Source organism: Enterobacter sp. CGMCC 5087, assembly GCF_003144775.1.
GTDB classification, from domain to species: domain Bacteria; phylum Pseudomonadota; class Gammaproteobacteria; order Enterobacterales; family Enterobacteriaceae; genus Enterobacter; species Enterobacter cloacae_M.
The window spans coordinates 52,020-73,625 of the sequence record NZ_QFXN01000206.1 but is presented as its reverse complement, the minus strand read 5'-3'; the positions used below and the strand labels follow the sequence as shown (position 1 = coordinate 73,625).

At 59.2% G+C, this 21,606-nt stretch carries 17 protein-coding genes and 1 tRNA gene; 10 read left to right on the top strand and 8 right to left on the bottom strand.

Features of this window, described 5'->3' with window-relative positions; all coding sequences use genetic code 11:
• From DEO48_RS16990 to lsrR, 3 genes are all read right to left on the bottom strand, one after another.
• Positions 1–1,954 (bottom strand): NADPH-dependent 2,4-dienoyl-CoA reductase (locus DEO48_RS16990; protein ID WP_109845805.1); only part of this gene is annotated, 1,954 nt, incomplete at its 3' end.
• 178 nt (positions 1,955–2,132) lie between these two features.
• Positions 2,133–3,728 carry an autoinducer-2 kinase gene (gene lsrK, locus DEO48_RS16985; RefSeq protein WP_109845804.1) on the bottom strand — a complete coding sequence of 532 codons (1,596 nt, stop codon included), beginning with the start codon at positions 3,726–3,728 and terminating at the stop codon, positions 2,133–2,135.
• A gap of 34 nt (positions 3,729–3,762) precedes the next feature.
• Positions 3,763–4,731 carry a transcriptional regulator LsrR gene (lsrR, locus tag DEO48_RS16980; protein ID WP_045403450.1) on the bottom strand — a complete coding sequence of 323 codons (969 nt, stop codon included), beginning with the start codon at positions 4,729–4,731 and terminating at the stop codon, positions 3,763–3,765.
• Between the two features lie 215 nt (positions 4,732–4,946).
• On the opposite strand from lsrR, the gene lsrA reads away from it, so the two are divergent.
• Genes lsrA through lsrG form a run of 6 tightly spaced genes read left to right on the top strand, consistent with a single transcriptional unit; the run spans position 4,947 to position 10,632 of the window.
• A complete protein-coding gene (gene lsrA, locus DEO48_RS16975; RefSeq protein WP_109845803.1) occupies positions 4,947–6,434 on the top strand; it encodes an autoinducer 2 ABC transporter ATP-binding protein LsrA in 1,488 nt (495 codons plus the stop codon).
• Positions 6,431–7,462, top strand: a complete 1,032-nt coding sequence (gene lsrC / locus DEO48_RS16970) for an autoinducer 2 ABC transporter permease LsrC (protein WP_109845802.1) — start codon at positions 6,431–6,433, stop codon at positions 7,460–7,462. Before lsrA ends, lsrC begins: the two co-directional genes overlap by 4 nt.
• Positions 7,463–8,440 carry an autoinducer 2 ABC transporter permease LsrD gene (lsrD, locus tag DEO48_RS16965; protein ID WP_109845801.1) on the top strand — a complete coding sequence of 326 codons (978 nt, stop codon included), beginning with the start codon at positions 7,463–7,465 and terminating at the stop codon, positions 8,438–8,440. It abuts the gene before it with no gap.
• A gap of 1 nt (position 8,441) precedes the next feature.
• Positions 8,442–9,443 carry an autoinducer 2 ABC transporter substrate-binding protein LsrB gene (lsrB, locus tag DEO48_RS16960; protein WP_109845800.1) on the top strand — a complete coding sequence of 334 codons (1,002 nt, stop codon included), beginning with the start codon at positions 8,442–8,444 and terminating at the stop codon, positions 9,441–9,443.
• A gap of 11 nt (positions 9,444–9,454) precedes the next feature.
• Entirely contained in the window at positions 9,455–10,342 is an 888-nt protein-coding gene (gene lsrF / locus DEO48_RS16955) for a 3-hydroxy-5-phosphonooxypentane-2,4-dione thiolase (protein WP_109845799.1), read from the top strand.
• The gene (gene lsrG, locus DEO48_RS16950; RefSeq protein ID WP_060572071.1) at positions 10,339–10,632 is read left to right on the top strand and encodes a (4S)-4-hydroxy-5-phosphonooxypentane-2,3-dione isomerase; all 294 of its coding nucleotides are present in this window, start codon (positions 10,339–10,341) and stop codon (positions 10,630–10,632) included. The genes lsrF and lsrG overlap by 4 nt, the downstream gene beginning before the upstream one ends.
• Positions 10,633–10,713: 81 nt before the next feature.
• On the opposite strand, the gene ygjG is transcribed toward lsrG, so the two are convergent.
• Positions 10,714–12,093: a putrescine aminotransferase gene (gene ygjG, locus DEO48_RS16945; protein WP_168708009.1), complete on the bottom strand. Its 1,380-nt coding sequence runs from the start codon at positions 12,091–12,093 to the stop codon at positions 10,714–10,716.
• A 435-nt stretch (positions 12,094–12,528) separates the two neighbouring features.
• On the opposite strand from ygjG, the gene DEO48_RS16940 reads away from it, so the two are divergent.
• Positions 12,529–14,049: a PAS domain-containing methyl-accepting chemotaxis protein gene (locus DEO48_RS16940; RefSeq protein ID WP_109845797.1), complete on the top strand. Its 1,521-nt coding sequence runs from the start codon at positions 12,529–12,531 to the stop codon at positions 14,047–14,049.
• A 336-nt stretch (positions 14,050–14,385) separates the two neighbouring features.
• Positions 14,386–15,945, top strand: coding sequence for a methyl-accepting chemotaxis protein (locus tag DEO48_RS16935; protein WP_109845796.1), 1,560 nt, complete (start codon positions 14,386–14,388; stop codon positions 15,943–15,945).
• Here the strand turns inward: DEO48_RS16935 and DEO48_RS16930 are convergent.
• Positions 15,942–16,436 carry a PadR family transcriptional regulator gene (locus tag DEO48_RS16930; protein WP_109845795.1) on the bottom strand — a complete coding sequence of 165 codons (495 nt, stop codon included), beginning with the start codon at positions 16,434–16,436 and terminating at the stop codon, positions 15,942–15,944. The genes DEO48_RS16935 and DEO48_RS16930 overlap by 4 nt on opposite strands.
• A 147-nt stretch (positions 16,437–16,583) precedes the next feature.
• Between DEO48_RS16930 and DEO48_RS16925 the strand changes: the two genes are divergently transcribed.
• The gene (locus DEO48_RS16925; protein WP_109845794.1) at positions 16,584–17,348 is read left to right on the top strand and encodes a siderophore-interacting protein; all 765 of its coding nucleotides are present in this window, start codon (positions 16,584–16,586) and stop codon (positions 17,346–17,348) included.
• On the opposite strand, the gene DEO48_RS16920 is transcribed toward DEO48_RS16925, so the two are convergent.
• The gene (locus DEO48_RS16920; RefSeq protein ID WP_109845793.1) at positions 17,349–18,518 is read right to left on the bottom strand and encodes a DNA repair protein; all 1,170 of its coding nucleotides are present in this window, start codon (positions 18,516–18,518) and stop codon (positions 17,349–17,351) included.
• A 322-nt stretch (positions 18,519–18,840) separates the two neighbouring features.
• Positions 18,841–18,916, bottom strand: a tRNA-Ile gene (locus tag DEO48_RS16915).
• Between the two features lie 125 nt (positions 18,917–19,041).
• Between DEO48_RS16915 and mug the strand changes: the two genes are divergently transcribed.
• Positions 19,042–19,548 carry a G/U mismatch-specific DNA glycosylase gene (gene mug, locus DEO48_RS16910; protein WP_023333460.1) on the top strand — a complete coding sequence of 169 codons (507 nt, stop codon included), beginning with the start codon at positions 19,042–19,044 and terminating at the stop codon, positions 19,546–19,548.
• Positions 19,549–19,644: 96 nt separating this feature from the next.
• Here the strand turns inward: mug and rpoD are convergent, their stop codons facing one another.
• Positions 19,645–21,492, bottom strand: a complete 1,848-nt coding sequence (rpoD, locus tag DEO48_RS16905) for an RNA polymerase sigma factor RpoD (protein ID WP_023309228.1) — start codon at positions 21,490–21,492, stop codon at positions 19,645–19,647.
• Positions 21,493–21,606 lie beyond the last annotated feature (114 nt).

Sequence of the window (21,606 nt, the reverse complement as noted above, 5' to 3'; positions counted from 1 at the left end):
CGCCCCCGCCGATCAAATGCACCGTTTTACCGGCTTCGCGCAGCGGATCGGCCAGATCGCGCTTCGGCTCCTGCCCGGCGCATAAAATCACATGATCCACGCGCAGCAGCTGCGGCTCGCCGCCGATCGTGACGTGCAGACCCTCGTCGTCGATCTTCTGGTAGCTGACCGCAGGGATCATCTTCACCCCGCGAGAGAGCAGGGTGGCGCGGTGGATCCATCCCGTGGTTTTGCCCAGCCCTTCGCCCGGCTTGCTGGCCTTACGCTGCAGCATCACGATCTGGCGCGGGCTTTTCGGCAGCTGCGGCCCTTCCGGGCGTAGCCCGCCGGACTGGTTCAGGCTGGTGTCGATACCCCATTCCACGCAAAACTCGGCAATGTTCTGGCTGGTAGCCTCGCCCGGCTGGCTTAAGTACATGGCGGTATCAAAGCCGATCCCGCCGCAGCCGATAATCGCCACCTTCTCGCCAACCGGCGTTTTGTCACGCAATACATCCAGATAGCTCAACACCTTCGGATGATCGATACCCTCGATCGCAGGCGTGCGCGGTACGATCCCGCTCGCCAGGATCACCTCGTCGAAACCGATCAGATCCGCCGCGCTGACAAACTGGTTAAGCCGCAGCTCGACGCCCGTCAGGTCGATCATCCGGCGGTAGTAGCGCAGGGTTTCATAGAACTCCTCTTTGCCGGGGATCTGTTTGGCGATATTAAACTGTCCGCCAATCTCCGCCAGCGCATCAAACAGCGTCACGCTGTGCCCGCGCCTGGCGGCATTCACCGCAAACGCCAGTCCCGCCGGGCCTGCGCCCACCACGGCCAGGCGTTTTTTACTGACCGCCGGAACGATCGGCATTTTGGTTTCATGGCAGGCGCGCGGGTTAACCAGGCAAGAGGTGACCTTGCCGACGAAGATCTGATCCAGACAGGCCTGGTTACAGCCGATGCACGTGTTGATCTCATCCGCACGGCCGCTTTGCGCTTTGGAGAGCAGTTCGGCATCCGCCAGGAACGGGCGCGCCATCGACACCATATCGGCGTCGCCGCGCGAAATCACATCGTCCGCCACCTGCGGATCGTTAATGCGGTTGGTGGTGACCAGTGGAACAGAGACTTTGCCCTTCAGCCTGCGCGTTACCCAGCTGAACGCCGCGCGCGGCACCGGCGTGGCGATAGTCGGTATGCGCGCCTCGTGCCAGCCGATGCCGGTGTTGATAATCGTGGCACCTGCGGCTTCAATCGCCTGCGCCAGCTGCACGGTTTCGTCGAACGTGCCGCCGCCTTCCACCAGGTCGAGCATCGACAGGCGGAAGACGATAATAAAGTCTGCGCCCGCACGTTCGCGCACCGCGCGCACCACCTCCACGGCAAAGCGCATCCGGCGGGCATAGTCGCCGCCCCATTCGTCGTCGCGCTGGTTGGTGCGGGCCGCGAGGAACTCGTTAATCAGATAGCCTTCTGAGCCCATCACCTCAACGCCGTCGTAGCCCGCCTCGCGGGCCAGCGCCGCGCAGCGGGCAAAGTCGTCGATCAGCGCCAGGATCTCATCGTGGCTGAGGGCGTGAGGTTTAAAGCGGTTGATTGGCGCCTGAATGGCCGACGGCGCGACCAGGTTCGGCTGATAGCTGTAGCGTCCGGTGTGCAGGATTTGCAGAGCGATTTTACCGCCCTCGCGGTGGACCGCGTCGGTCACAATGCGGTGGTGCGGCAGCTGTGACGCATCGTTCAGGACCGCGCCGCCCTCCATGCCCACGCCGGAAGGGGCAGGGGCCACGCCGCCAGTGACAATCAGCGCTACCCCGTGGCGGGCGCGCTCGGCATAGAAGGCTGCCAGACGCTCGGCCCCGTCCGGATGCTCCTCCAGCCCGGTGTGCATCGAGCCCATCAACACGCGGTTTTTGAGTGTGGTGAACCCCAGATCGAGGGGGGCGAATAACGACGGGTAGCGGCTCATAGTCTCTTCCAGTGTAAAATTATTGTTATGTGGTCGGATGAGTTACTAATTTAGCCAGCGGGGAGTAAAAGGGAAAAGGCGAATGCAGTGATTGTGATGGGATTCAAATATTGGTGTGGCCTGATGCCCTCACCCTAACCCTCTCCCACGGGGAGAGGGGACGTAATCTCCCTCTCCCTTAGGGAGAGGGCCGGGGTGAGGGGGATGTCCGCACTAGCCCCGGCGCCTGCCACATCGACGTCGTCAGCCCGCTGTCTACCAGCCCCAGCTGATCGGCGTACACTGCCTGCCATTTCTGCATCATGCCGTCGTACAGCTCGCGGTGCTGCGGGTTCGGCGTGAACTCGCGGCTCCACTTCACCAGCCGCTCGCCCGTCGAGGCCATATCGGCAAACAGCCCCGCGCCCGCGCCGGCGGCAATCGCGCAGCCGAGCGCCGTTGCCTCTTTCACTTCCGGCACGCGCACCGGCAGCCCGGTGACGTCGCTTAAAATCTGACTCCACAGGGCGCCCTTAGCCCCGCCGCCCGCAAACACCAGGCTTTCAAACGTCACGCCGGAGAAGCGCGAGATCTGCGCCAGGTTGCAGGCCGAGACAATCGCCGCGTTCTCCTCCAGGGCGCGGAACAGCGTCGCTTTGTTGCACTTTTCCGGGTCGATGGAGAGGTTAATAAACGACGGCGCGGCGTGGTACCACTGCTTGAAATGCATCGCGTCGGAGAAGATCGGCATCACCCCGTGCGAACCCGCCGGCACGCGGCTGGCCATCTCTTCCAGCAGGGAATAGGTGTCCATCCCCATTCGCTCGGCAATCAGCTTTTCCTCGGCGCAGAAGGCGTCGCGGAACCAGCGCATGGTCAGCCCGGTGAAGAAGCTGATCGACTCCGCCTGCGCCATACCGGGAATAACGTGCGGGTTCACGCGGATGTTCATGTCGGGGTCGGTGCGCACCTGCGGCAGATTGACCACCTGCTGCCAGAAGGTACCGCCCAGTACCGCCGTCTGGCCCGCGCGGACCACGCCCAGCCCCAGACAGCCCAGCTGCACGTCGCCGCCGCCCATCACCACCGGGGTGCCTTCGCGCAGGCCGCTCTGCTGCGCGGCCTCTTTGGTAATCGCGCCCAGCACGGTACCGGTCTCTTTCACCGGGGAGAGGATATCGGCGCGCAGCCCGGCCATGTCGAGCAGCGCCGGACGCCAGTCGCGAGAGAAGAGATCCAGCATGCCGGTGGTGCCCGCGTTAGACGGGTCGACCGCCAGCTCGCCGGAGAGCTTCGCCGCCAGCCAGTCGCTGATCATGGTGATGGTCGCGGCCTTGCGGTAAATATCCGGGCGATGGTGCGCCAGCCACAGCAGGCGCGGCATGGCGCTCAGCGCCAGCGTCTGGCCTGAAACCTCATACACCTCGGATTCAAAACAGTCTTCGTGGATCTCTTTGAGTTCGGCCACCTCGCGGCTGGCGCGGGCGTCGACGTTGGCGCAGGCCCAGATGGCCTCGCCGTTGCGGTCGTACAGCACGATCCCTTCGCGCATCGAGCAGCAGGCGACGGACTGAATATCCGCCGCGCTCAGGCGCGCACGTTCCAGCGCCTGATGAATGCACCGGCAGGCCAGCAGCCAGTTGGTCTCGAGGTCGAACTCCATCGATCCCGGCACGTTCTCCACGCTCAGGTGCTTCCACTCGGCCTGGCCGACGGCAATCTGGTTGCCCTGTAAATCGAAAATAACGGCGCGAACGCTGCCTGTCCCTGCATCTAACGCTAAAAGGTAACTCATGAGCTTGCCTCGTTGTTAGCGCAGGGCCTGCCCGTTACGTCAGGGCCAGCACCGCGCGGGCTGTCGTCTCCTCCGTCACCAGGCCATTGATACGGCGACCCTTCAGTGCGGCATAAATCGCATCGGCTTTCTCTTCCCCTCCGGCCACGCCAACGATGGTGGGCAGCTGCGCCAGTTCATCGAGCGTGACGCCCAGCAGTTCTTTGTGGATCTCCAGCTCCTCAACGCACTCGCCTTCGGCATTGAGGAAATAGCCGAGAATGTCGCCGACCGCGCCTTTGCGGGCGTACATCAGCTGTTCACCTTCGCTGATATAGCCGGATCGCAGTATCGTGGCGTCACGGCGCTGGTTCACTGAACCAATGCCGACCACTGCCACGTCGGCGGCGGTCGCGGCGAGGATCACGTCCCGCACGCTGGTCTCGCGTTTTAAGATCCCGGCAACCTCTGCGGATGACACGCGAAGCGGGGCGGGGATCATGCTGACGCTGCAGGCCGCGTCCAGCTGGCCGATACCGGTCATATACGGCCCGACGCCGCCGGAGAGCGTCACCAGGCGGATCTGCTGCGAGCTGATAAAACCGCTCAGGTGCTGCAGGCAGCTCATGGTGGTTTCACCAAACCCCACCGCCAGAAGCTGGCCGGGCTCCAGTACGCCCATCAGCGACTGCGCCGCGCCAATGCCCAGCCGCACGTTCATCGGCGGCGTATTCAACGCGGGCATCACGCGCACCAGCTTCAGGCCGAAGCGCTGCTGTAGCTCGGTCTCCAGCGCCAGGCAGCCCTCGTAGCGGGAGTTGATCTGCACGCGGATCACCCCGGACTGACGGCCTTTTTCCAGCAGGCGGGAGATCTTCAGGCGCGGTAGCCCGAGCCGCTCGCCGATGTCGTTCTGGGTTAATCCGTCGTGGTAGTAGCACCAGGCCACGCGCGCCACGAGTTCCTCTTCCGCCAGTGCCAGCCCGGCAAACCGTCCTTCTTCCGCAGTGCGTTTATCGCTCATAGTTGAACTCTTATAAAAATTTAGATCATATGTTCGTGATGGCGCGAAGGGAAAGTGTGAGCCACGCGACAAAACGGATCTTTTCGATCGTTTCTGCTTTATCTGAATCTCAATCGATAAAACTGTGATCCCTGCACGGTTGTAAATATAGTTCACCGTCTACGCTTTTGAACATTATTAAATCTAAAAATCATTTGTTCAATAGCGGAGCGATGATGACCTCACTTCTCGACGCGCGGAATATCAGCAAGCAGTTCTCAGGCGTGCCGGTCTTAAAAGGCATAGATTTCACGCTGCTTGCGGGCCAGGTGCACGCCCTGATGGGCGGAAACGGCGCGGGAAAATCGACGCTGATGAAGATCATCGCCGGGGTGGAAACGCCGGACAGCGGTGAACTTTCTGTCGAGGGGCAGTCATATGCGCGGCTCACGCCCGCTCAGGCGCACGGGTTAGGCATTTATCTGGTGCCGCAGGAGCCGCTGCTGTTCCCCAACCTGACGGTGCGGGAAAACATCCTGTTCCGCCTGCCGCGCGAACGCGATCGGGAAAAGCGGCTGGCGGAGAAGCTCCAGCAGCTCCAGTGCCTGCTTAACCTCGACGCCGCCGCCAGCACCCTGGAGGTGGCGGACCAGCAGATGGTGGAGATCCTGCGCGGTCTGATGCGCAACGCGAGGATCCTGATCCTCGACGAACCCACGGCCTCCCTCACGCCCGGCGAAACCGAGCGGCTGTTCCGCCAGATCCGCGCCCTGCAGGCGCTTGGCGTCGGGATTGTCTTTATCTCGCACAAGCTGCCGGAAATTCGCATGCTTTCGAGCCACGTCTCGGTGATGCGCGACGGCGCGGTGGTGCTGAGCGGGGAAACCGCCCAGTTCGACGATAACGCCCTGATCGCCGCCATGACGCCGGTGAGCCGGGAGAAATCCCTGAGCGATACGCAAAAGCTGTGGCTGGCGCTGCCGGGCAACCGCCGCACCCAGCCGCAGGATTTCCCAGTGCTGCGCGTTGACGATCTCACCGGGGAAGGGTTTATCGATCTCAGCCTTGAGATCTACGCCGGAGAGATCGTCGGCCTGGCCGGGCTGGTGGGATCCGGGCGCACCGAGTTTGCGGAAACGCTCTACGGCCTGCGGCCGGTACGCGGTGGGCGCGTCTGGCTGGAAAACCAGGAGATCACCGACGATCCGGTAAGTTCGCGCCTGGAAAAAGGGCTGGTCTACCTGCCGGAAGACAGGCAGGTGTCCGGTCTGTTCCTCGATGCGCCGATCCGCTGGAACACGGTGGCGCTGAACGAGCCGTCGATTTGGCAGCGGCGCAAGCGGGAGTCGGCGGTGGTGGAGCGCTATCACCGGGCGCTGGGGATCAAGCTCAACCATGCGGATCAAACCGTGCGCACGCTCTCCGGCGGCAACCAGCAGAAGGTGCTGCTGGCGCGCTGCCTGGAGGCCAATCCGCTGCTGCTGATCGTCGATGAACCGACGCGCGGGGTGGACGTCTCGGCGCGCGCCGATATCTACCAGCTGATAAAAAGCGTGGCGGCGCAGAACGTGGCGGTGCTGATGATCTCAAGCGATCTTGACGAGTTTCCGGGGCTCGCGGACCGGGTGCTGGTGATGCATCAGGGCGTGCTCAGCGGCGAGCTGTCGCGCCACGCCGTCAGCCTCGACAGGATGATGGCGCTGGCGTTTGGAGGGCAATCATGAAGACCTTACTCAAAAACCGCGAGCTGAGCGCGTTTCTCGCCATTCTGGCGCTGTTCGCCGTGCTGGTGGCGCTGAACCCGTCCTACTTCAGCCTGCAGACGCTGGGGATGATCTTCGCCAGCTCGCAGATCCTGATCCTGCTGGCCATCGGCGCGGCGCTGGTGATGCTGACCCGCAATATCGACGTGTCCGTCGGCTCCATCGTCGGGCTGTCTGCCATCGCCGTCGGCGTGGCGCTGAACAGCGGCTACAGCCTTTCGGTTTCCATTCTCTTCGCGCTGTCTATTGGCGCTTTGGCCGGGGTGTTCAACGGGTTTCTGGTGGTGGGGCTGCGCATTCCGGCGATTGTCGCCACCCTCGGCACGCTGGGGCTGTACCGCGGGGCGATGCTGCTCTGGACCGGCGGAAAGTGGATTGAGGGGCTGCCGCCCGGGCTGAAATCCCTCTCTGAGCCTGCCGCCATCGGCATTTCGCCGCTCGGCATGCTGGTGTTGATCGTCGCGGTCACAGGCGCGTGGACGCTCTCGCGCACCGCGTTCGGGCGTGATTTCTACGCGGTGGGGGATAACCTCGCCGCCGCGCGCCAGCTGGGCGGGGCGGTGAACCGCACGCGAATGCTCGCCTTTACCCTGAACGGCATGCTGGCGGCCTGCGCAGGGATCGTCTTTGCCGCGCAGATTGGTTTTGTGCCCAACCAGACCGGCAGCGGGCTGGAGATGAAGGCCATCGCCGCCTGCGTGCTCGGGGGGATTTCGCTGCTGGGCGGCACGGGCACGCTGGTTGGCGCGCTACTCGGCGCCTTCTTCCTGACCCAAATCGACACCGTGCTGGTGCTGTTCAGGCTCCCGGCGTGGTGGAACGACTTTATCGCCGGGCTGGTGCTGCTGGGCGTTTTGGTGCTCGACGGGCGCCTGCGCCAGGCGCTGGCACGTCATCAGCGGGCGCTGAAGTACGGTCGCTTCCAGCCGGGTAACAGAGGGGGAAAGCACGTCACCCCGTTTCCCAAACGCAAAAAAGAGGTGGCGTAAATGAGGCTTAACTGGGAAAGCGCGCTGCTGATTTTGCTGGTGCTGGAGATCCTGCTCTTTGGCGCCATCAACCCGCGCATGCTCGACATCAACATGCTGCTGTTCAGCACCAGCGACTTTATCTGCATCGGCATTGTGGCGCTGCCGCTCACGCTGGTGATTATTAGCGGCGGGATCGATATCTCCCTCGGCTCGACCATCGGCCTGTGCGCCATCGCGCTGGGCGTGATGATGCAGGCGGGGTGGCCGATGGCGGTCGCCGTTCCGCTGACGCTGCTGCTCGGCCTGCTGTGCGGATTACTTAATGCCGCGCTGATTCACTACACCGGCATCAGCCCGCTGGTGATCACCCTCGGCACGCTCTACCTCTACGGCGGCGGCGCGCTGCTGCTCTCCGGCATGGCGGGCGCGACGGGCTACGAGGGCATCGGCGGCTTCCCGGACGGCTTCACGGCGTTCGCTAACCTCACGGTGCTGGGTCTGCCGATCCCGCTGGTGCTGTTCGCGGTGATTACCGTTTTCTTCTGGCTGATTACCCACCGCGGGCGCTTTGGCCGTCACCTGTTTTTGATCGGGCAAAACCCGCGCGCGGCGCGCTATGCGGCGCTGTCGGTGAACGGCATGCCCTACGCGCTGTACGGGCTGGTGGGCGTGGCCTCGGCGATTGCCGCGCTGGTGATGGTCTCCTATTTCGGCTCCGCGCGTTCGGATCTGGGGCGCGATTTGCTGATGCCCGCACTCACCGCCGCCGTGCTGGGCGGGGCCAATATCTACGGCGGGTCAGGTTCGGTTGTCGGTACGGCGCTGGCGGCGCTGCTGGTGGGCTACCTGCAGCAGGGTTTACAGATGGTCGGCATCCCTAACCAGGTGTCGAGCGCGCTGTCAGGGGCGCTGCTGGTTGTGGTGGTGGTGGGACGTTCGCTGAGTCTGCACCGCGAATGGGTGCGTTCTCTCTTTAGAAAACTATCCGGAGCGTAAGATGAAAACAAAACTGATAGTCCTGGCAATGGCCCTCAGCTTCGCCTCGGCGCAGGCGGCGGACCGCATTGCCTTTATCCCGAAGCTGGTGGGCGTGGGGTTCTTCACCAGCGGCGGCAACGGCGCGAAAGAGGCGGGGAAAGATCTCGACGTGGACGTAACCTACGACGGTCCGACCGAGCCGAGCGTCTCCGGCCAGGTGCAGCTCATCAATAACTTCGTCAACCAGGGCTATAACGCCATTATCGTCTCCGCCGTGTCGCCGGACGGCCTCTGCCCGGCGCTCAAGCGCGCGATGCAGCGCGGCGTCAAGGTCCTGACCTGGGATTCGGACACCAAACCGGAGTGCCGCAGCATCTACATCAACCAGGGGACGCCGGAACAGCTCGGTGGCCTGCTGGTGGAGATGGCGGGCAAGCAGGTCACCAAACCGAACGCTAAAGTGGCGTTCTTCTACTCAAGCCCGACCGTCACCGACCAGAACCAGTGGGTGAAAGAGGCGAAGGCCAAAATCGAGAAAGATCACCCCCAGTGGCAGGTCGTGACCACCCAGTTTGGCTATAACGACGCCACCAAATCCCTCCAGACCGCCGAAGGGATCTTAAAAGCATATCCGGATCTGGATGCAATCATCGCCCCGGACGCCAACGCGCTGCCAGCCGCGGCGCAGGCGGCGGAAAACCTGAAGCGCGAAGGGGTGGCGATTGTCGGCTTCAGCACGCCGAACGTGATGCGTCCGTACGTTGAGCGCGGCACGGTAAAAGCATTCGGCCTGTGGGATGTCGTACAACAGGGCAAAATTGCGGTCAATGTCGCCGATCGCCTGCTGAAAAAAGGCGATCTTAACGTCGGCGACAGCGTGGACGTAAAAGACATCGGCGCGCTGAAGGTCGAGCCGAACAGCGTGCAGGGCTACCAGTATGAGGCGAAGGGCAACGGCATCGTGCTGCTGCCGGAGCGGGTGGTGTTCACCAAAGAGAACATCAGCAAATACGATTTCTGACGGGGGAGCAAATGGCTGATTTAGACGACATCAAAGACGGCAAGGATTTTGGCATCGGCACGCCGCAGAAGAATGTGCCTTACACCCTGAAGGGCTGCGGCTCGCTGGACTGGGGCATGCAGTCCAGGCTTTCGCGCATCTTCAATCCGCAGAGCAACCGCACGGTGATGCTGGCCTTTGACCACGGCTACTTTCAGGGGCCGACCACCGGCCTTGAGCGCATCGATCTCTCCATCGCGCCGCTGTTTGGCGAAACCGACGTGCTGATGTGCACCCGCGGCATCCTCAGGAGCCAGGTGCCAGCCGCGACGAACAAACCGGTGGTGCTGCGCGCCTCCGGCGGTAACTCGATTCTGGGCGAGCTGTCGAACGAGTGCGTGGCGGTGGCGATGGAAGACGCGCTGCGCCTGAACGTCTGCGCGGTGGCGGCGCAGGTGTATATCGGCAGCGAGTTTGAACACCAGTCGATCAACAATATCATCAAGCTTGTCGATGCGGGCGCGCGCTACGGCATGCCGACGCTGGCGGTGACGGGCGTCGGTAAAGAGATGGTGCGGGACGCGCGCTATTTCTCGCTGGCCAGCCGCATCGCCGCCGAAATGGGCGCGCAGTTCGTCAAAACCTACTACGTGGACGAGGGCTTTGAAAAAGTGACCGCCAGCTGCCCGGTGCCGATTGTGATCGCCGGGGGCAAAAAGCTGCCGGAGCACGAGGCGCTGGAGATGTGCTGGCGGGCGATCGACCAGGGCGCGTCCGGCGTGGACATGGGGCGCAATATCTTCCAGTCCAGCGCGCCGCTAGCCATGCTGAAGGCGGTGAAAAAAGTGGTTCATGAGAACTGGAACGCTCGCGATGCGTTCCAGTTCTGGCAGGAAGAGAAACAGGGAGAAGCAAAATGAACGTGACGCTGGTGGAGATCAACATCAAGCCCGAGCGGGTGGACGAGTTTCTGGAGGTGTTTCGCGCCAACCACGAGGGGGCAATCAAGGAGCCGGGAAACCTGCGTTTTGACGTATTGCAGGACCCGCGCGTGAAAACCCGGTTCTTTATCTACGAGGCCTATAAAGACGAGGAGGCGGTGCTGGCGCATAAGCAAACCCCGCACTACCAGGCGTGCGTGGATAAGCTCGAGGAGCTGATGTCGGAGCCGCGCAAGAAACGCAGTTTTGTTGGGCTGTTGCCGGAGTAGCTGTACGGGTAAGAGGTTGTGTTGATTATGTAGGCCGGGTAAGCGTTATCGCCACCCGGCTTTTTTCATGACCGCGAGGAATTACGCCTCTTCCACGCTCACCCGCAGCGCTGCCAGCGCTTTACGCGCTGCCTTCAGCACCTGCTCGCACTGCTCAATCGTCAGCGTCAGCGGCGGTTCTATTCGGATGGTTTTCGAGTTGTTGAGCGTGCCGGCCACCAGCACCCGCTGGCGGAACATCTCGCTCGCGAAGCTATAGCCGATTTCGTTATCGACAAACTCAATCGCCATCAGCATCCCTTTCCCACGCGCGTCCTGCACCAGGTCCGGATACTCCCGGCCTAGCTGACGGAAGCCGTCCAGCAGCATGTCACCTTTCTGCTCCGCCTGCGCGGGCAGGTTTTGCTCCAGCAGCACGTTGATGGTTGCCAGCGCGGCCGCACAGGCCAGCGGGTTACCGCCAAAGGTAGTGGTATGCAGGAACGGGTTGTCGAACAGCACCGAGAAGACCTCTTCAGTCGCAACCGTCGCACCAATCGGCATCACGCCGCCGCCGAGCGCTTTCGCCAGGCACAGGATGTCCGGCTGAACGTTTTCGTGCTCGCAGGCAAACATCTTGCCGGTGCGCCCCATCCCGGTCTGGACTTCGTCGAGGATCAGCAGCGCGCCAAACTCATCGCACAGCTGACGCACGGCGGGCAGATAGCCTTGCGGAGGGAGGATCACGCCGCCTTCACCCTGAATCGGCTCCAGGATCACCGCCGCCACGTCATCGCCGGTTTTACGGCATTCGCTCAGCACGGTGCGCATGGCGTTAATGTCGCCAAACGGCACGTGGCGGAAGCCCGGCAGCAGCGGCATAAACGGTTTGCGGAAGGTGGATTTGGCGGTAGCAGACAGTGCGCCCAGAGATTTACCGTGGAACGCGCCGCTGGTGGCGATAAAGGTGAATTTCCCGCGCGGCGACTGGTACGCTTTGGCGAGTTTAATCGCCGCTTCGACCGATTCCGTGCCGCTGTTGCTAAAGAAGCTGTACTTCAGTTTGCCGGGCGTTAAGGCCGCCAGCGTTTTCGCGAGCATGGCGCGAAGCGGGTCGAGCAGTTCCTGGCTATGGAGAGGTTGTTTCGCAAGTTGATTCTGTACGGCGGAAACCACAACTGGATTACGGTGCCCCACGTTGAAGATACCAAAACCACCAAGGCAATCGATAAACTCCTGTCCCTGGGTGTCGACAAGCGTGTTAAGACTCCCCGCTTGCCACTCTACGGCTCCGTAATCCCCGCCGGCGGTAACAGATTTGCGATACTCCAGAAAACCTGGATTGACGTGCTCTTTAAAGTAATCGATGACCTCTCGGTTAAGTTGTTTCATCTCCTCATGATCGAGCGTTCGCTTCTCAATGAGATTCAGTGCGTGCGCGGTACAGGCAAGAGCCGAGGCGCTGGAAGGTAACCTGTTCAAAATGTGCTCCCGGGGATCGCGTATCACATGATACTGGTTTAAGTATTGCAGGGATTACGCCACTTCAGATGACTTAACGAAAATCGGGATAAACGCCAGGTTAAAATAATGTTGCACAATATTTAATCATGCCGGAGAAACCGAAACGGGATTTAGCGGTACAGGACAAAAAGGGTAAATGAGGCCGGAAAAGCGCATCTGCACTAAAGAAGTGCATTGGCTGCAACTTAAGTGGGCATTAACTGGTCATGCTTTATAGGTAATTTCTTTTCGAAAGTATTTGAAATCAATGAATTATAAAATCGTACAAAAAGTATGGTTTAAGTCAAATCTGCGATCTTCATCAAGTTTAACAACTAAAGATAAATTGTTTACCGCCGAAAAAACATTGACCCACAAAATTAACATTCAAATAACCTGCAAGGGATGCCCACGATGTCCTCTCCAACCTATGTCACCCAGAATGAATATCCTCTGGACGATGACACCACCTTAATGTCTACCACAGACGTCCACAGCTACATCACACACGCCAACGACACCTTTGTGCAGGTGAGCGGCTACCAGCTCGATGAGCTGACGGGCCAGCTGCACAATATGGTGCGCCACCCCGATATGCCAAAAGCCGCGTTTGCCGATATGTGGTACACGCTGCAGCAGGGCGAGCCGTGGAGCGGAATTGTCAAAAACCGGCGCAAAAACGGTGACCACTACTGGGTGCGTGCGAATGCGGTGCCGATGGTGCGCCAGGGGCTGGTGACGGGCTATATGTCCATTCGCACCAAAGCCACAGCGGAAGAGATTGCCGCCGTGGAGCCGCTCTACCGGGCGCTGAACGACGGAAGCTGTAAGAAACGTATTCATAAAGGGCTGGTGGTTGGAAAAGGCTGGCTGGGCAAACTGCCGGCTATGCCGCTGCGCTGGCGCGTGCGCAGCGTGATGGCGGCGCTTTTTGCCGTTCTCGCCGCCACGCTGATCGCGACCTCCGCCGGGTGGATGCCGCTCGCCGCAGCCGCTCTGGTCATGCTGCTGGGGACACTGCTGTTTGAGCAGCAGATTGTCCGCCCGGTAGAGAATGTGGCGCGACAGGCCCTGAAGGTCGCAACCGGTGAGCGCAACAGCGTGCAGCATCTGAACCGCAGCGATGAGCTGGGGCTGACGCTGCGCGCTGTAGGGCAGCTGGGCCTGATGTGTCGCTGGTTAATCAATGACGTGTCGAGCCAGGTGGTGAGCGTCCGTGACGGCAGCGACAGGCTGGCGCAGGGAAATGAAGACCTGAACGATCGCACGCGTCAGACCGTGGCGAACGTGCAGCAGACCGTCGCGACAATGAACCAGATGGCCGCTTCCGTTCAGAGTAACTCTGAAACCGCCGCCGAGGTGGATAAACTCTCCGTGGCCGCGAGCAGCGCGGCGACGAAAGGGGGCAACGCGATGCAGACCGTTGTCAAAACCATGGATGACATTGCCGACAGCACGCAGCGAATTGGCTCGATTACCTCCCTGATTAACGATATCGCTTTCCAGACCAATATTCTGGCGCTGAACGCGGCGGTTGAAGCGGCAAGGGCAGGAGAGCAGGGAAAAGGTTTTGCCGTGGTCGCGGGGGAAGTGCGCCATCTCGCCAGCCGCAGCGCCAGTGCCGCCAATGATATTCGTAAACTCATTGATGCCAGCGCCAGCAAGGTGCAGTCCGGCTCTGAGCAGGTTCACGCCGCAGGCCGCACGATGGATGATATTGTCGAGCAGGTGAAAAACGTGACGCAGCTTATCGCCCAGATCAGCCACGCGACCTCCGAGCAGGCAACCGGACTGTCAGAGTTGACCCGCGCGGTGGCCGAACTCGACAGCATCACGCAGAAAAACGCCGACCTGGTCGAAGAGAGCGCCCACATTTCTGCGATGGTGAAGCACCGCGCCGGGCGCCTTAAGGATGCGGTAACTGTGCTTCATTGAGTCAGTAATGTTCTAAAAAAGCCGTTTATTTCGTAAGGAATAAACGGCTTTTTATTTTCTGGTTGTGACTATTAATGTATTTTATTGTTAATTTAATATTAAATAACTAAAGAAAGTGCCTCAGTTATTTATCCCTGCCTAAGTCAGTTATCCAGAACGCTATTTTGAAAAATACCCCTCCGGTGGTCTGGTAACGATCGATGGAGCAATATTAATAGCCTCTACCTATCCATTGCGACGGTTATGAAATAAAAAAACGATCAAACTCATAAAGTTAGCGAAATCGTTACCGATAACAGCGATCGTCTGAGAAATAATCACATCGATGGAGAAAATATGTTCTTACATGACGTAAAGATCGGCACGAAATTATTTCTGGCGTTTGGGTTCTTTATTGTCCTGATGGCGCTCAGCGCAAGCCTGTCTCTGATAAGCCTGAACCGGGCTAATAACGGGATGCAATCGATTATTACCAGCGATTATCCGACCACGGTAAAAGCGAACCAGTTAATCGATAACTTCCAGGAATTTATTAGCACTCAACAGCTGATGCTGCTGGACGAGCAGGGCACTTACACGGGGCAATCTCAGCAGCGCCTGAAAGAGATCAGCGAGCACATCACGGTGATCCTGGGCGAGCTGAACAACGCGCTGCAGGATCAAAAGTCTCAGCAGGTGCTGGCGGAGATCCGCAGCGTGCGCCAGCAGTATCTGGACTCGCGCTACCGCATTTTGCAGGCGGTGCAGAACAACAATCGTGCGGGCGCTATTCAGGAGATGATGACCACCACCCTCGCCGTGCAGCAGGCTTATAAAGCGAAGGTGAAGGAGCTGATTACCATTCAAAACAGCGAGATGCAGAGTGCCGGCGCGCAGGTGGAAGGGGATTTCAGGTCTAACCGACTGCTGCTGATCCTGCTCACGCTCTTTAGCATTGCGGCAGGCAGCCTGATTGGCTGGTTTATCGTGCGCGCTATCACTCGTCCGCTCGGCGAGGCGGTGCATTTTGCAAAAGCCATTTCTGAGGGCGATCTCACGGGCAGCATCACGCCACACGGCAAAGACGAAACGGGTCTGCTGCTGCATGCGCTGATGGAGATGAAAACGCGACTGCTGGACATCGTGCAGCAGGTGCAAACCGGCTCGGAGAATATCTCCAGCGCAGCCGCGCAGATTGTCGCCGGGAACCAGGATCTGGCCGCGCGCACGGAAGAGCAGGCAAGTTCTGTAGAACAGACCGCCGCCTCGATGGAGCAGATCACCGCGACGGTGAAAAATACCGCCTCGCATACCGGGGAAGCGACCAACCTTTCGGCCGATGCCGCCACGGTGGTTAAAAACAACGGCGAGATGATGAAGCAGGTGACCAGCAAAATGCGCCTGATTAACGAGACGTCGAACCGGATGTCCGACATTATCGACCTTATCGACGCCATTGCGTTCCAGACCAACATTCTGGCGCTGAACGCGGCGGTGGAAGCGGCGCGCGCCGGCGAGCACGGTCGCGGCTTTGCGGTGGTGGCGGGTGAAGTTCGCCAGCTTGCCCAGAAGAGTGCGTCATCTGCCAGCGAAATCCGCGAGCTGATTGAGAGCTCCACCAGCCAGACTCAGGACGGGATGAACCTGGTCGAAAAAGCGAGTGGGCTGATCAACGGGATGGTCGGTAACGTGGAAGAGATGGACGCGATCCTGCGCGAAATCCGCCAGGCCAGCCACGAGCAGACGGAAGGTATCTCGCAGATTAACAGCGCGATTGGCCTGATTGATGCCACCACCCAGCAGAACTCCGCGCTGGTGGAGGAGTCCGTCGCGGCGGCAGCATCGCTTAACGAACAGGCGATGCACCTGAAGGAGCTGGTACGCGTCTTCCGCGTGAGCGAGTACGCTCCGGCTTAGTCCAGCTGGGAGATCTCTAGCGCCGCGCGGTCAATAACGCCGATAATCTGCTTGAGCTGCGCGTCGCTAAGCTCTCCCTGATTCACCTTCAGGTCTAACACCGCTTTGAAGTTATCCAGCGCCCGCTTCATCTGCGGGTTTTTGCGCAGCTGAAAACCGACGGAACGGGCTTTGATACGCACCTGGATCTGTTCCAGCTGCTCCCGGTTTTCGGCCAGCCAGCGTTGTCCTTCAGCGGTAATCGTAATCGTCTTTCGACCGTTCTCTTCTTCCGTAATGGTGATAAAGGTCTGATCCTGAAGATAATCCAGGGTCGGGTAGATCACGCCTGGGCTCGGGGTGTAATTTCCCTGGGTCAGATTCTCGATCTCTTTGATCAGCTCGTAGCCGTGGCTCGCGCTGCGGGTCAGAATATCCAGAATCACCAGCCTCAGATCGCCGTGGCCGAAAAATCGCGGTCGGCGCCCGCCGCTGTCGTGTTCGTGTCGCATAGTAGTTCTCTCAATTTGATATATCTAAACTATATCTAAGATATATTCAGATGCAATCTAAAAGATCTTGCATTTTTGCTTATTAGTAATCATTATCATTTGAAAAATGATTTAGATATATCGTATTCACCAGAGAAGGGGCTAAAAATGGCATCTACCCGTTACCCACAGCGTGTTCGTAATGACCTGCGCTTTCGCGAGCTGACGGTGCTCCGCGTAGAGCGCCCCAGCGCGGGTTTCCAGCGCATTGTTTTAGGCGGCGAGCAGCTGCAGGGCTTTAGCTCCCGCGGTTTCGACGACCATACCAAAGTCTTTTTCCCTGCCCCTGGCGCGGTGTTTGTGCCGCCGGTGGTCACCGATGAAGGCATTGACTGGGGTGACGGCGTACGTCCTCAGACGCGCGACTACACGCCGCTGTACGACGAGGCAAACCATGAGCTGGTGCTCGATTTCTTCGTTCATGACGGCGGCGTTGCCAGCCGCTGGGCGGTTGAGGCGAAAGCGGGAGACAGGCTGACGATCGGCGGCCCGCGCGGTTCGCTGGTGGTGCCGGAGGATTACGCCTGGCAGCTGTACGTGTGCGATGAGTCAGGCATGCCCGCGCTGCGCCGACGCTTAGAGAGCATTGCTAAACTGCCGGTTCGCCCGGAAATTCATGCGGTTGTGACGGTTGGGGACGACTCTTATAAGGACTATCTGGCGCACCTGAGCGAATTCAACATCACCTGGGTGGTGGGCCACAGCGAGCAGGCGGTAGCGGACCATCTGGCGGCGCTGACCGTTCCTGGTGAAGATTACTTCATCTGGCTGACCGGGGAAGGGAAGGCAGTGAAGACGCTGAGTCGTCAGTTTGAAACCGATGCGATTGACCAGCAGCTGGTGCGTGCCAGCGCATACTGGCACGCCAAATAATCAGGCGGCGGAATCCAGCTGCGCTTCGCTCACCTGATGTTCGAGCGAGGCGCGGACCTCATGCAGGGCTTTCTCCTGCTGAGCGAAGTACGCTTCCATATTGTTCAGCGACGAGACCAGAAGCCAGGACTCCTCTTTCTCAAGCTCCGCCAGCTCGTTCACTAAAATGTCTATCTGCTCGCGAACCTGCGCCATTTTTTTGCGGATACGTTCCAGATCGTTCAGCCTGTCGCTTGCCATCAATGGCTCAAAGCCCTGCTGCAGGCGGGCCACCAGTGAGCGAATGGTTTTAACGTCGCCACGCTGCTTCGCCTGGTTGAGCTGAACCATCATCGCGTTAGCTTCCTCTTTCAGATCGTCCGCCACCAGATCCGGATGGCAGAGCTTGCTCGCCTGCCGCCAGAGGCGCTTCAGCTCGTTCCGATCCTCTTCCGAAAGATCCTTACCCTTGCGCAGCCGCACTTCGGCATCGTGATGCTGCTCGCGATATTTTTCGTACTCTTCGTTAGCGTCGTCGCGCGCCTGACGCGCAGGCTCCTCTTCGCGCGTTAAGCCGCTCTCCAGCTCCAGCGCTTCGGCCAGCAGGTTGGCAATCAGATTGCTTTGTTGCTCCAGTTGTTTACGCGCTTCAGCGGCCTGCACGGAGTCGGCCGGGAGATCGCGCCAGCGCTGGGTGAGCGTCGCCAGCACCTCTACCGCCTGCGCCATATAGCGCTGGCAGCGACGGTAATCTTCCTCACGGCGACGCGCTTCCGCCTGCTGACGGCGCAGGTTCAGCTCGGCCAGCGTTTTACGCAGGGCGAGGATCTGCTGCATCAGCGGTCCGAGGCGAGAAAAATAGAGATCGTTGAACTCATCAAGCTGTTGCACCCGAGCGTTGCGGCGGTCAATCAGATCGCGCAGACGTTCTTCCAGCGCCTTCAGCTCCAGCTTGCTGGCGGCCACCTGCGGATCGCGCCACTGGGTCACGGCGCGCTGGCCCTGAAGCCAGGCGGTAATTGCCGCCATCGCAGCGGTGTAGTTCTTCTTTTCAAGCGCCACGACGATTGCCTGTAGCTCATCGTCAAACGCTTCATTTTTCAGCCGTGTCAGCTGGCTCTGGATGATGTCGTCATCTTCCAGTTCAATGGCATTTTTAATGATTTCTAGCCGTTTGATCGGTGTGCTCATGATGCCTTTCGCTTTGGCGCTTAAGTATTTGAGTTAAGGTTAGTTGTTGTAAAAGCTACAGGAAATAATACACACGGATGATGATCGGCGCGATGGGGGATTTCTTTAGTTTTTAGGGTTTGTGAGGGTGAGCGGCAGGCCGGGCTACGTGTGATTGATTCCGAATGTGCTCGCATAGGGTGCAACAAAAATCAGAGGCGGGATACAGCCTGGCGAATGCCTGGGGAAAAGTCAGGGGACAACAAGGGGGCATCCATCATTCGCCCAACAAAAAAAGCCACTCAATCGAGTGGTTTAATCTTATGATTCTAAAACTAAAGTTTGGTGGCCCCTGCTGGACTTGAACCAGCGACCAAGCGATTATGAGTCGCCTGCTCTAACCACTGAGCTAAGGGGCCGTGGCGGTGAATTATAAAGTAACTCCCCGCAGCAATCCAGCCATTCACACCTGCCTGCTGTTTTTATAAACAACGCATAATCAATCCTTTATACTTCCCTGACGATGTATCGAGCGGGAGTAAAGATGATCAACGATATTCTGGCCCCAGGCCTGCGGGTGGTGTTCTGCGGAATCAACCCGGGCAAGTCCTCGGCGCACACCGGCTTTCACTTCGCCCATCCGGGGAATCGCTTCTGGAAGGTGATCTACCAGGCCGGGTTCACTGACAGATTACTCAAGCCGGAAGAGGAGCAGCACCTGCTGGATACGCGCTGCGGGATCACCATGCTGGTCGAGCGGCCAACCGTGCAGGCGAGCGAGGTCAACCTGCATGAACTGCGCAGCGGCGGGCGAGAGCTGGTCAAGAAGATCGAAGACTACCAGCCGGCTGCGCTGGCGATCCTCGGCAAGCAGGCCTACGAGCAGGCGTTCAGCCAGCGCGGGGCTAAGTGGGGTAAGCAGAGCATCACTATCGGCGTGACGCAGGTGTGGGTGCTGCCAAATCCGAGTGGGCTCAACAGAGCAACGCTGGATAAGCTGGTGGAGGCGTATCGGGAGCTGGATGAGGCGCTGATGGTGCGGGGGCTTTAGGGCCTCTGCGGCCTGATGCCCTCACCCTCTCCCACAGGGAGAGAAAATAAACAAAAAAAAGCTCCCGATTGGGAGCTTTTTCACTGTCAGGATCGATTAATCGTCCAGGAAGCTACGCAGTACTTCAGAGCGGCTTGGATGACGCAGCTTGCGCAGCGCCTTCGCTTCGATCTGACGGATACGTTCGCGGGTAACGTCGAACTGTTTACCCACTTCTTCCAGCGTGTGGTCGGTGTTCATATCAATACCGAAACGCATACGCAGGACTTTCGCTTCACGGGCGGTCAGGCCGGCCAGAACGTCGTGCGTCGCAGCGCGCAGGCTCTCGGTGGTGGCAGAGTCCAGCGGCAGCTCGAGGGTGGTATCCTCGATGAAATCACCCAGATGCGAATCTTCATCATCACCGATTGGTGTTTCCATGGAGATTGGCTCTTTGGCGATCTTCAGCACTTTACGGATCTTGTCTTCCGGCATCAGCATGCGCTCGGCAAGCTCTTCCGGTGTCGGCTCGCGGCCCATCTCCTGCAGCATCTGGCGGGAAATACGGTTGAGCTTGTTGATGGTCTCAATCATATGCACCGGAATACGGATGGTGCGCGCCTGATCCGCGATAGAGCGGGTGATAGCCTGACGGATCCACCAGGTTGCGTAGGTGGAGAACTTGTAACCACGACGGTATTCAAACTTATCTACCGCTTTCATCAGACCGATGTTGCCTTCCTGAATCAGATCCAGGAACTGCAGACCACGGTTGGTGTATTTCTTGGCGATAGAGATAACCAGACGCAAGTTCGCTTCAACCATCTCTTTCTTCGCACGGCGGGCTTTCGCTTCACCGATGGACATACGACGGTTGATGTCTTTAACCTGCTCGATGGTCAGGCCGGTCTCTTCTTCAATCTGATGCAGTTTCTGCAGGCCGCGATGCACATCGTCCTTCACGTCGTGCAGTTTTTCAGACCACGGCTTGTTCATCGCGATAGCCGCGTTGAACCAGGTTTCGCTGGTTTCGTTGCCGGTGAAGAGGGTGATGAAGTTCTTCTTCGGCATTTTGCACTGCTCAACGCACAGCTTCATGATGATGCGTTCCTGGGTACGTACGCGATCCATCATCACGCGCATGCTGTTTACCAGGTAGTCGAACTGTTTTGGCACCAGGCGGAACTGTTTGAATACTTCAGACAGCTTGAGAATCTCTTCCTGTGCGGCGGCATGGCTGCGGCCTTTCGCTTTGATGGTGTCACGCGTCACTTCGTACTGGGTACGCAGCTCGGCAAACTTCTCACGCGCCAGCTCCGGATCGATGCTGTTGTCATCGTCCGCGGTGTCGTCGTCGCTCTCTTCCTCATCTTCGTCTTCGTCATCATCCATCTCTTCCTGAGACAGTTCAGAACCGACGTGAGTGGCGGTAGGCGCCATATCTTCTTCAGCGTTCGGGTCGACAAAACCGGTGATCAGGTCAGACAGGCGCGCTTCTTCCGCTTCAACGCGATCGTACTGCTCCAGCAGATAGGTGATCGCTTCCGGGTACTCGGCAACAGAGCACTGAACCTGGTTGATCCCGTCTTCGATGCGTTTTGCGATGTCAATTTCGCCTTCGCGGGTCAACAGTTCAACGGTACCCATTTCGCGCATGTACATGCGGACCGGGTCAGTGGTACGCCCGATTTCAGATTCCACGCTGGACAGTACCTGTGCAGCAGCTTCTTCCGCATCTTCGTCAGTGTTGTTGGAGGTTTCAGCCAGCAACAGATCATCGGCATCCGGTGCTTCTTCCATCACCTGAATGCCCATGTCATTGATCATTTGGATGATATCTTCGATTTGATCTGAATCGACGATATCTTCCGGCAGATGGTCATTGACCTCGGCATAGGTCAGATAGCCTTGCTCCTTACCACGTTGGACAAGAAGTTTCAGCTGTGACTGCGGGTTTTGCTCCATAAGACGGTATCCACACTTAATTCGTTTGATTGGTGTCGGCGATGGGGCTGCCAACCTTTAAAGCGAGGGCGTACTTATATTTTTGCCGCTGCCTCTCAGTGCGGCTGCCGGGGG

Coding starts and splice junctions, on each gene's coding strand:
- lsrK (WP_109845804.1), bottom strand. CDS start 3,728: ATGAGTTACCTTTTAGCGTTAGATGCAGGGACAGGCAGCGTTCGCGCC.
- lsrR (WP_045403450.1), bottom strand. CDS start 4,731: ATGAGCGATAAACGCACTGCGGAAGAAGGACGGTTTGCCGGGCTGGCA.
- lsrA (WP_109845803.1), top strand. CDS start 4,947: ATGACCTCACTTCTCGACGCGCGGAATATCAGCAAGCAGTTCTCAGGC.
- lsrC (WP_109845802.1), top strand. CDS start 6,431: ATGAAGACCTTACTCAAAAACCGCGAGCTGAGCGCGTTTCTCGCCATT.
- lsrD (WP_109845801.1), top strand. CDS start 7,463: ATGAGGCTTAACTGGGAAAGCGCGCTGCTGATTTTGCTGGTGCTGGAG.
- lsrB (WP_109845800.1), top strand. CDS start 8,442: ATGAAAACAAAACTGATAGTCCTGGCAATGGCCCTCAGCTTCGCCTCG.
- lsrF (WP_109845799.1), top strand. CDS start 9,455: ATGGCTGATTTAGACGACATCAAAGACGGCAAGGATTTTGGCATCGGC.
- lsrG (WP_060572071.1), top strand. CDS start 10,339: ATGAACGTGACGCTGGTGGAGATCAACATCAAGCCCGAGCGGGTGGAC.
- DEO48_RS16940 (WP_109845797.1), top strand. CDS start 12,529: ATGTCCTCTCCAACCTATGTCACCCAGAATGAATATCCTCTGGACGAT.
- DEO48_RS16935 (WP_109845796.1), top strand. CDS start 14,386: ATGTTCTTACATGACGTAAAGATCGGCACGAAATTATTTCTGGCGTTT.
- DEO48_RS16930 (WP_109845795.1), bottom strand. CDS start 16,436: ATGCGACACGAACACGACAGCGGCGGGCGCCGACCGCGATTTTTCGGC.
- DEO48_RS16925 (WP_109845794.1), top strand. CDS start 16,584: ATGGCATCTACCCGTTACCCACAGCGTGTTCGTAATGACCTGCGCTTT.
- DEO48_RS16920 (WP_109845793.1), bottom strand. CDS start 18,518: ATGAGCACACCGATCAAACGGCTAGAAATCATTAAAAATGCCATTGAA.
- mug (WP_023333460.1), top strand. CDS start 19,042: ATGATCAACGATATTCTGGCCCCAGGCCTGCGGGTGGTGTTCTGCGGA.
- rpoD (WP_023309228.1), bottom strand. CDS start 21,492: ATGGAGCAAAACCCGCAGTCACAGCTGAAACTTCTTGTCCAACGTGGT.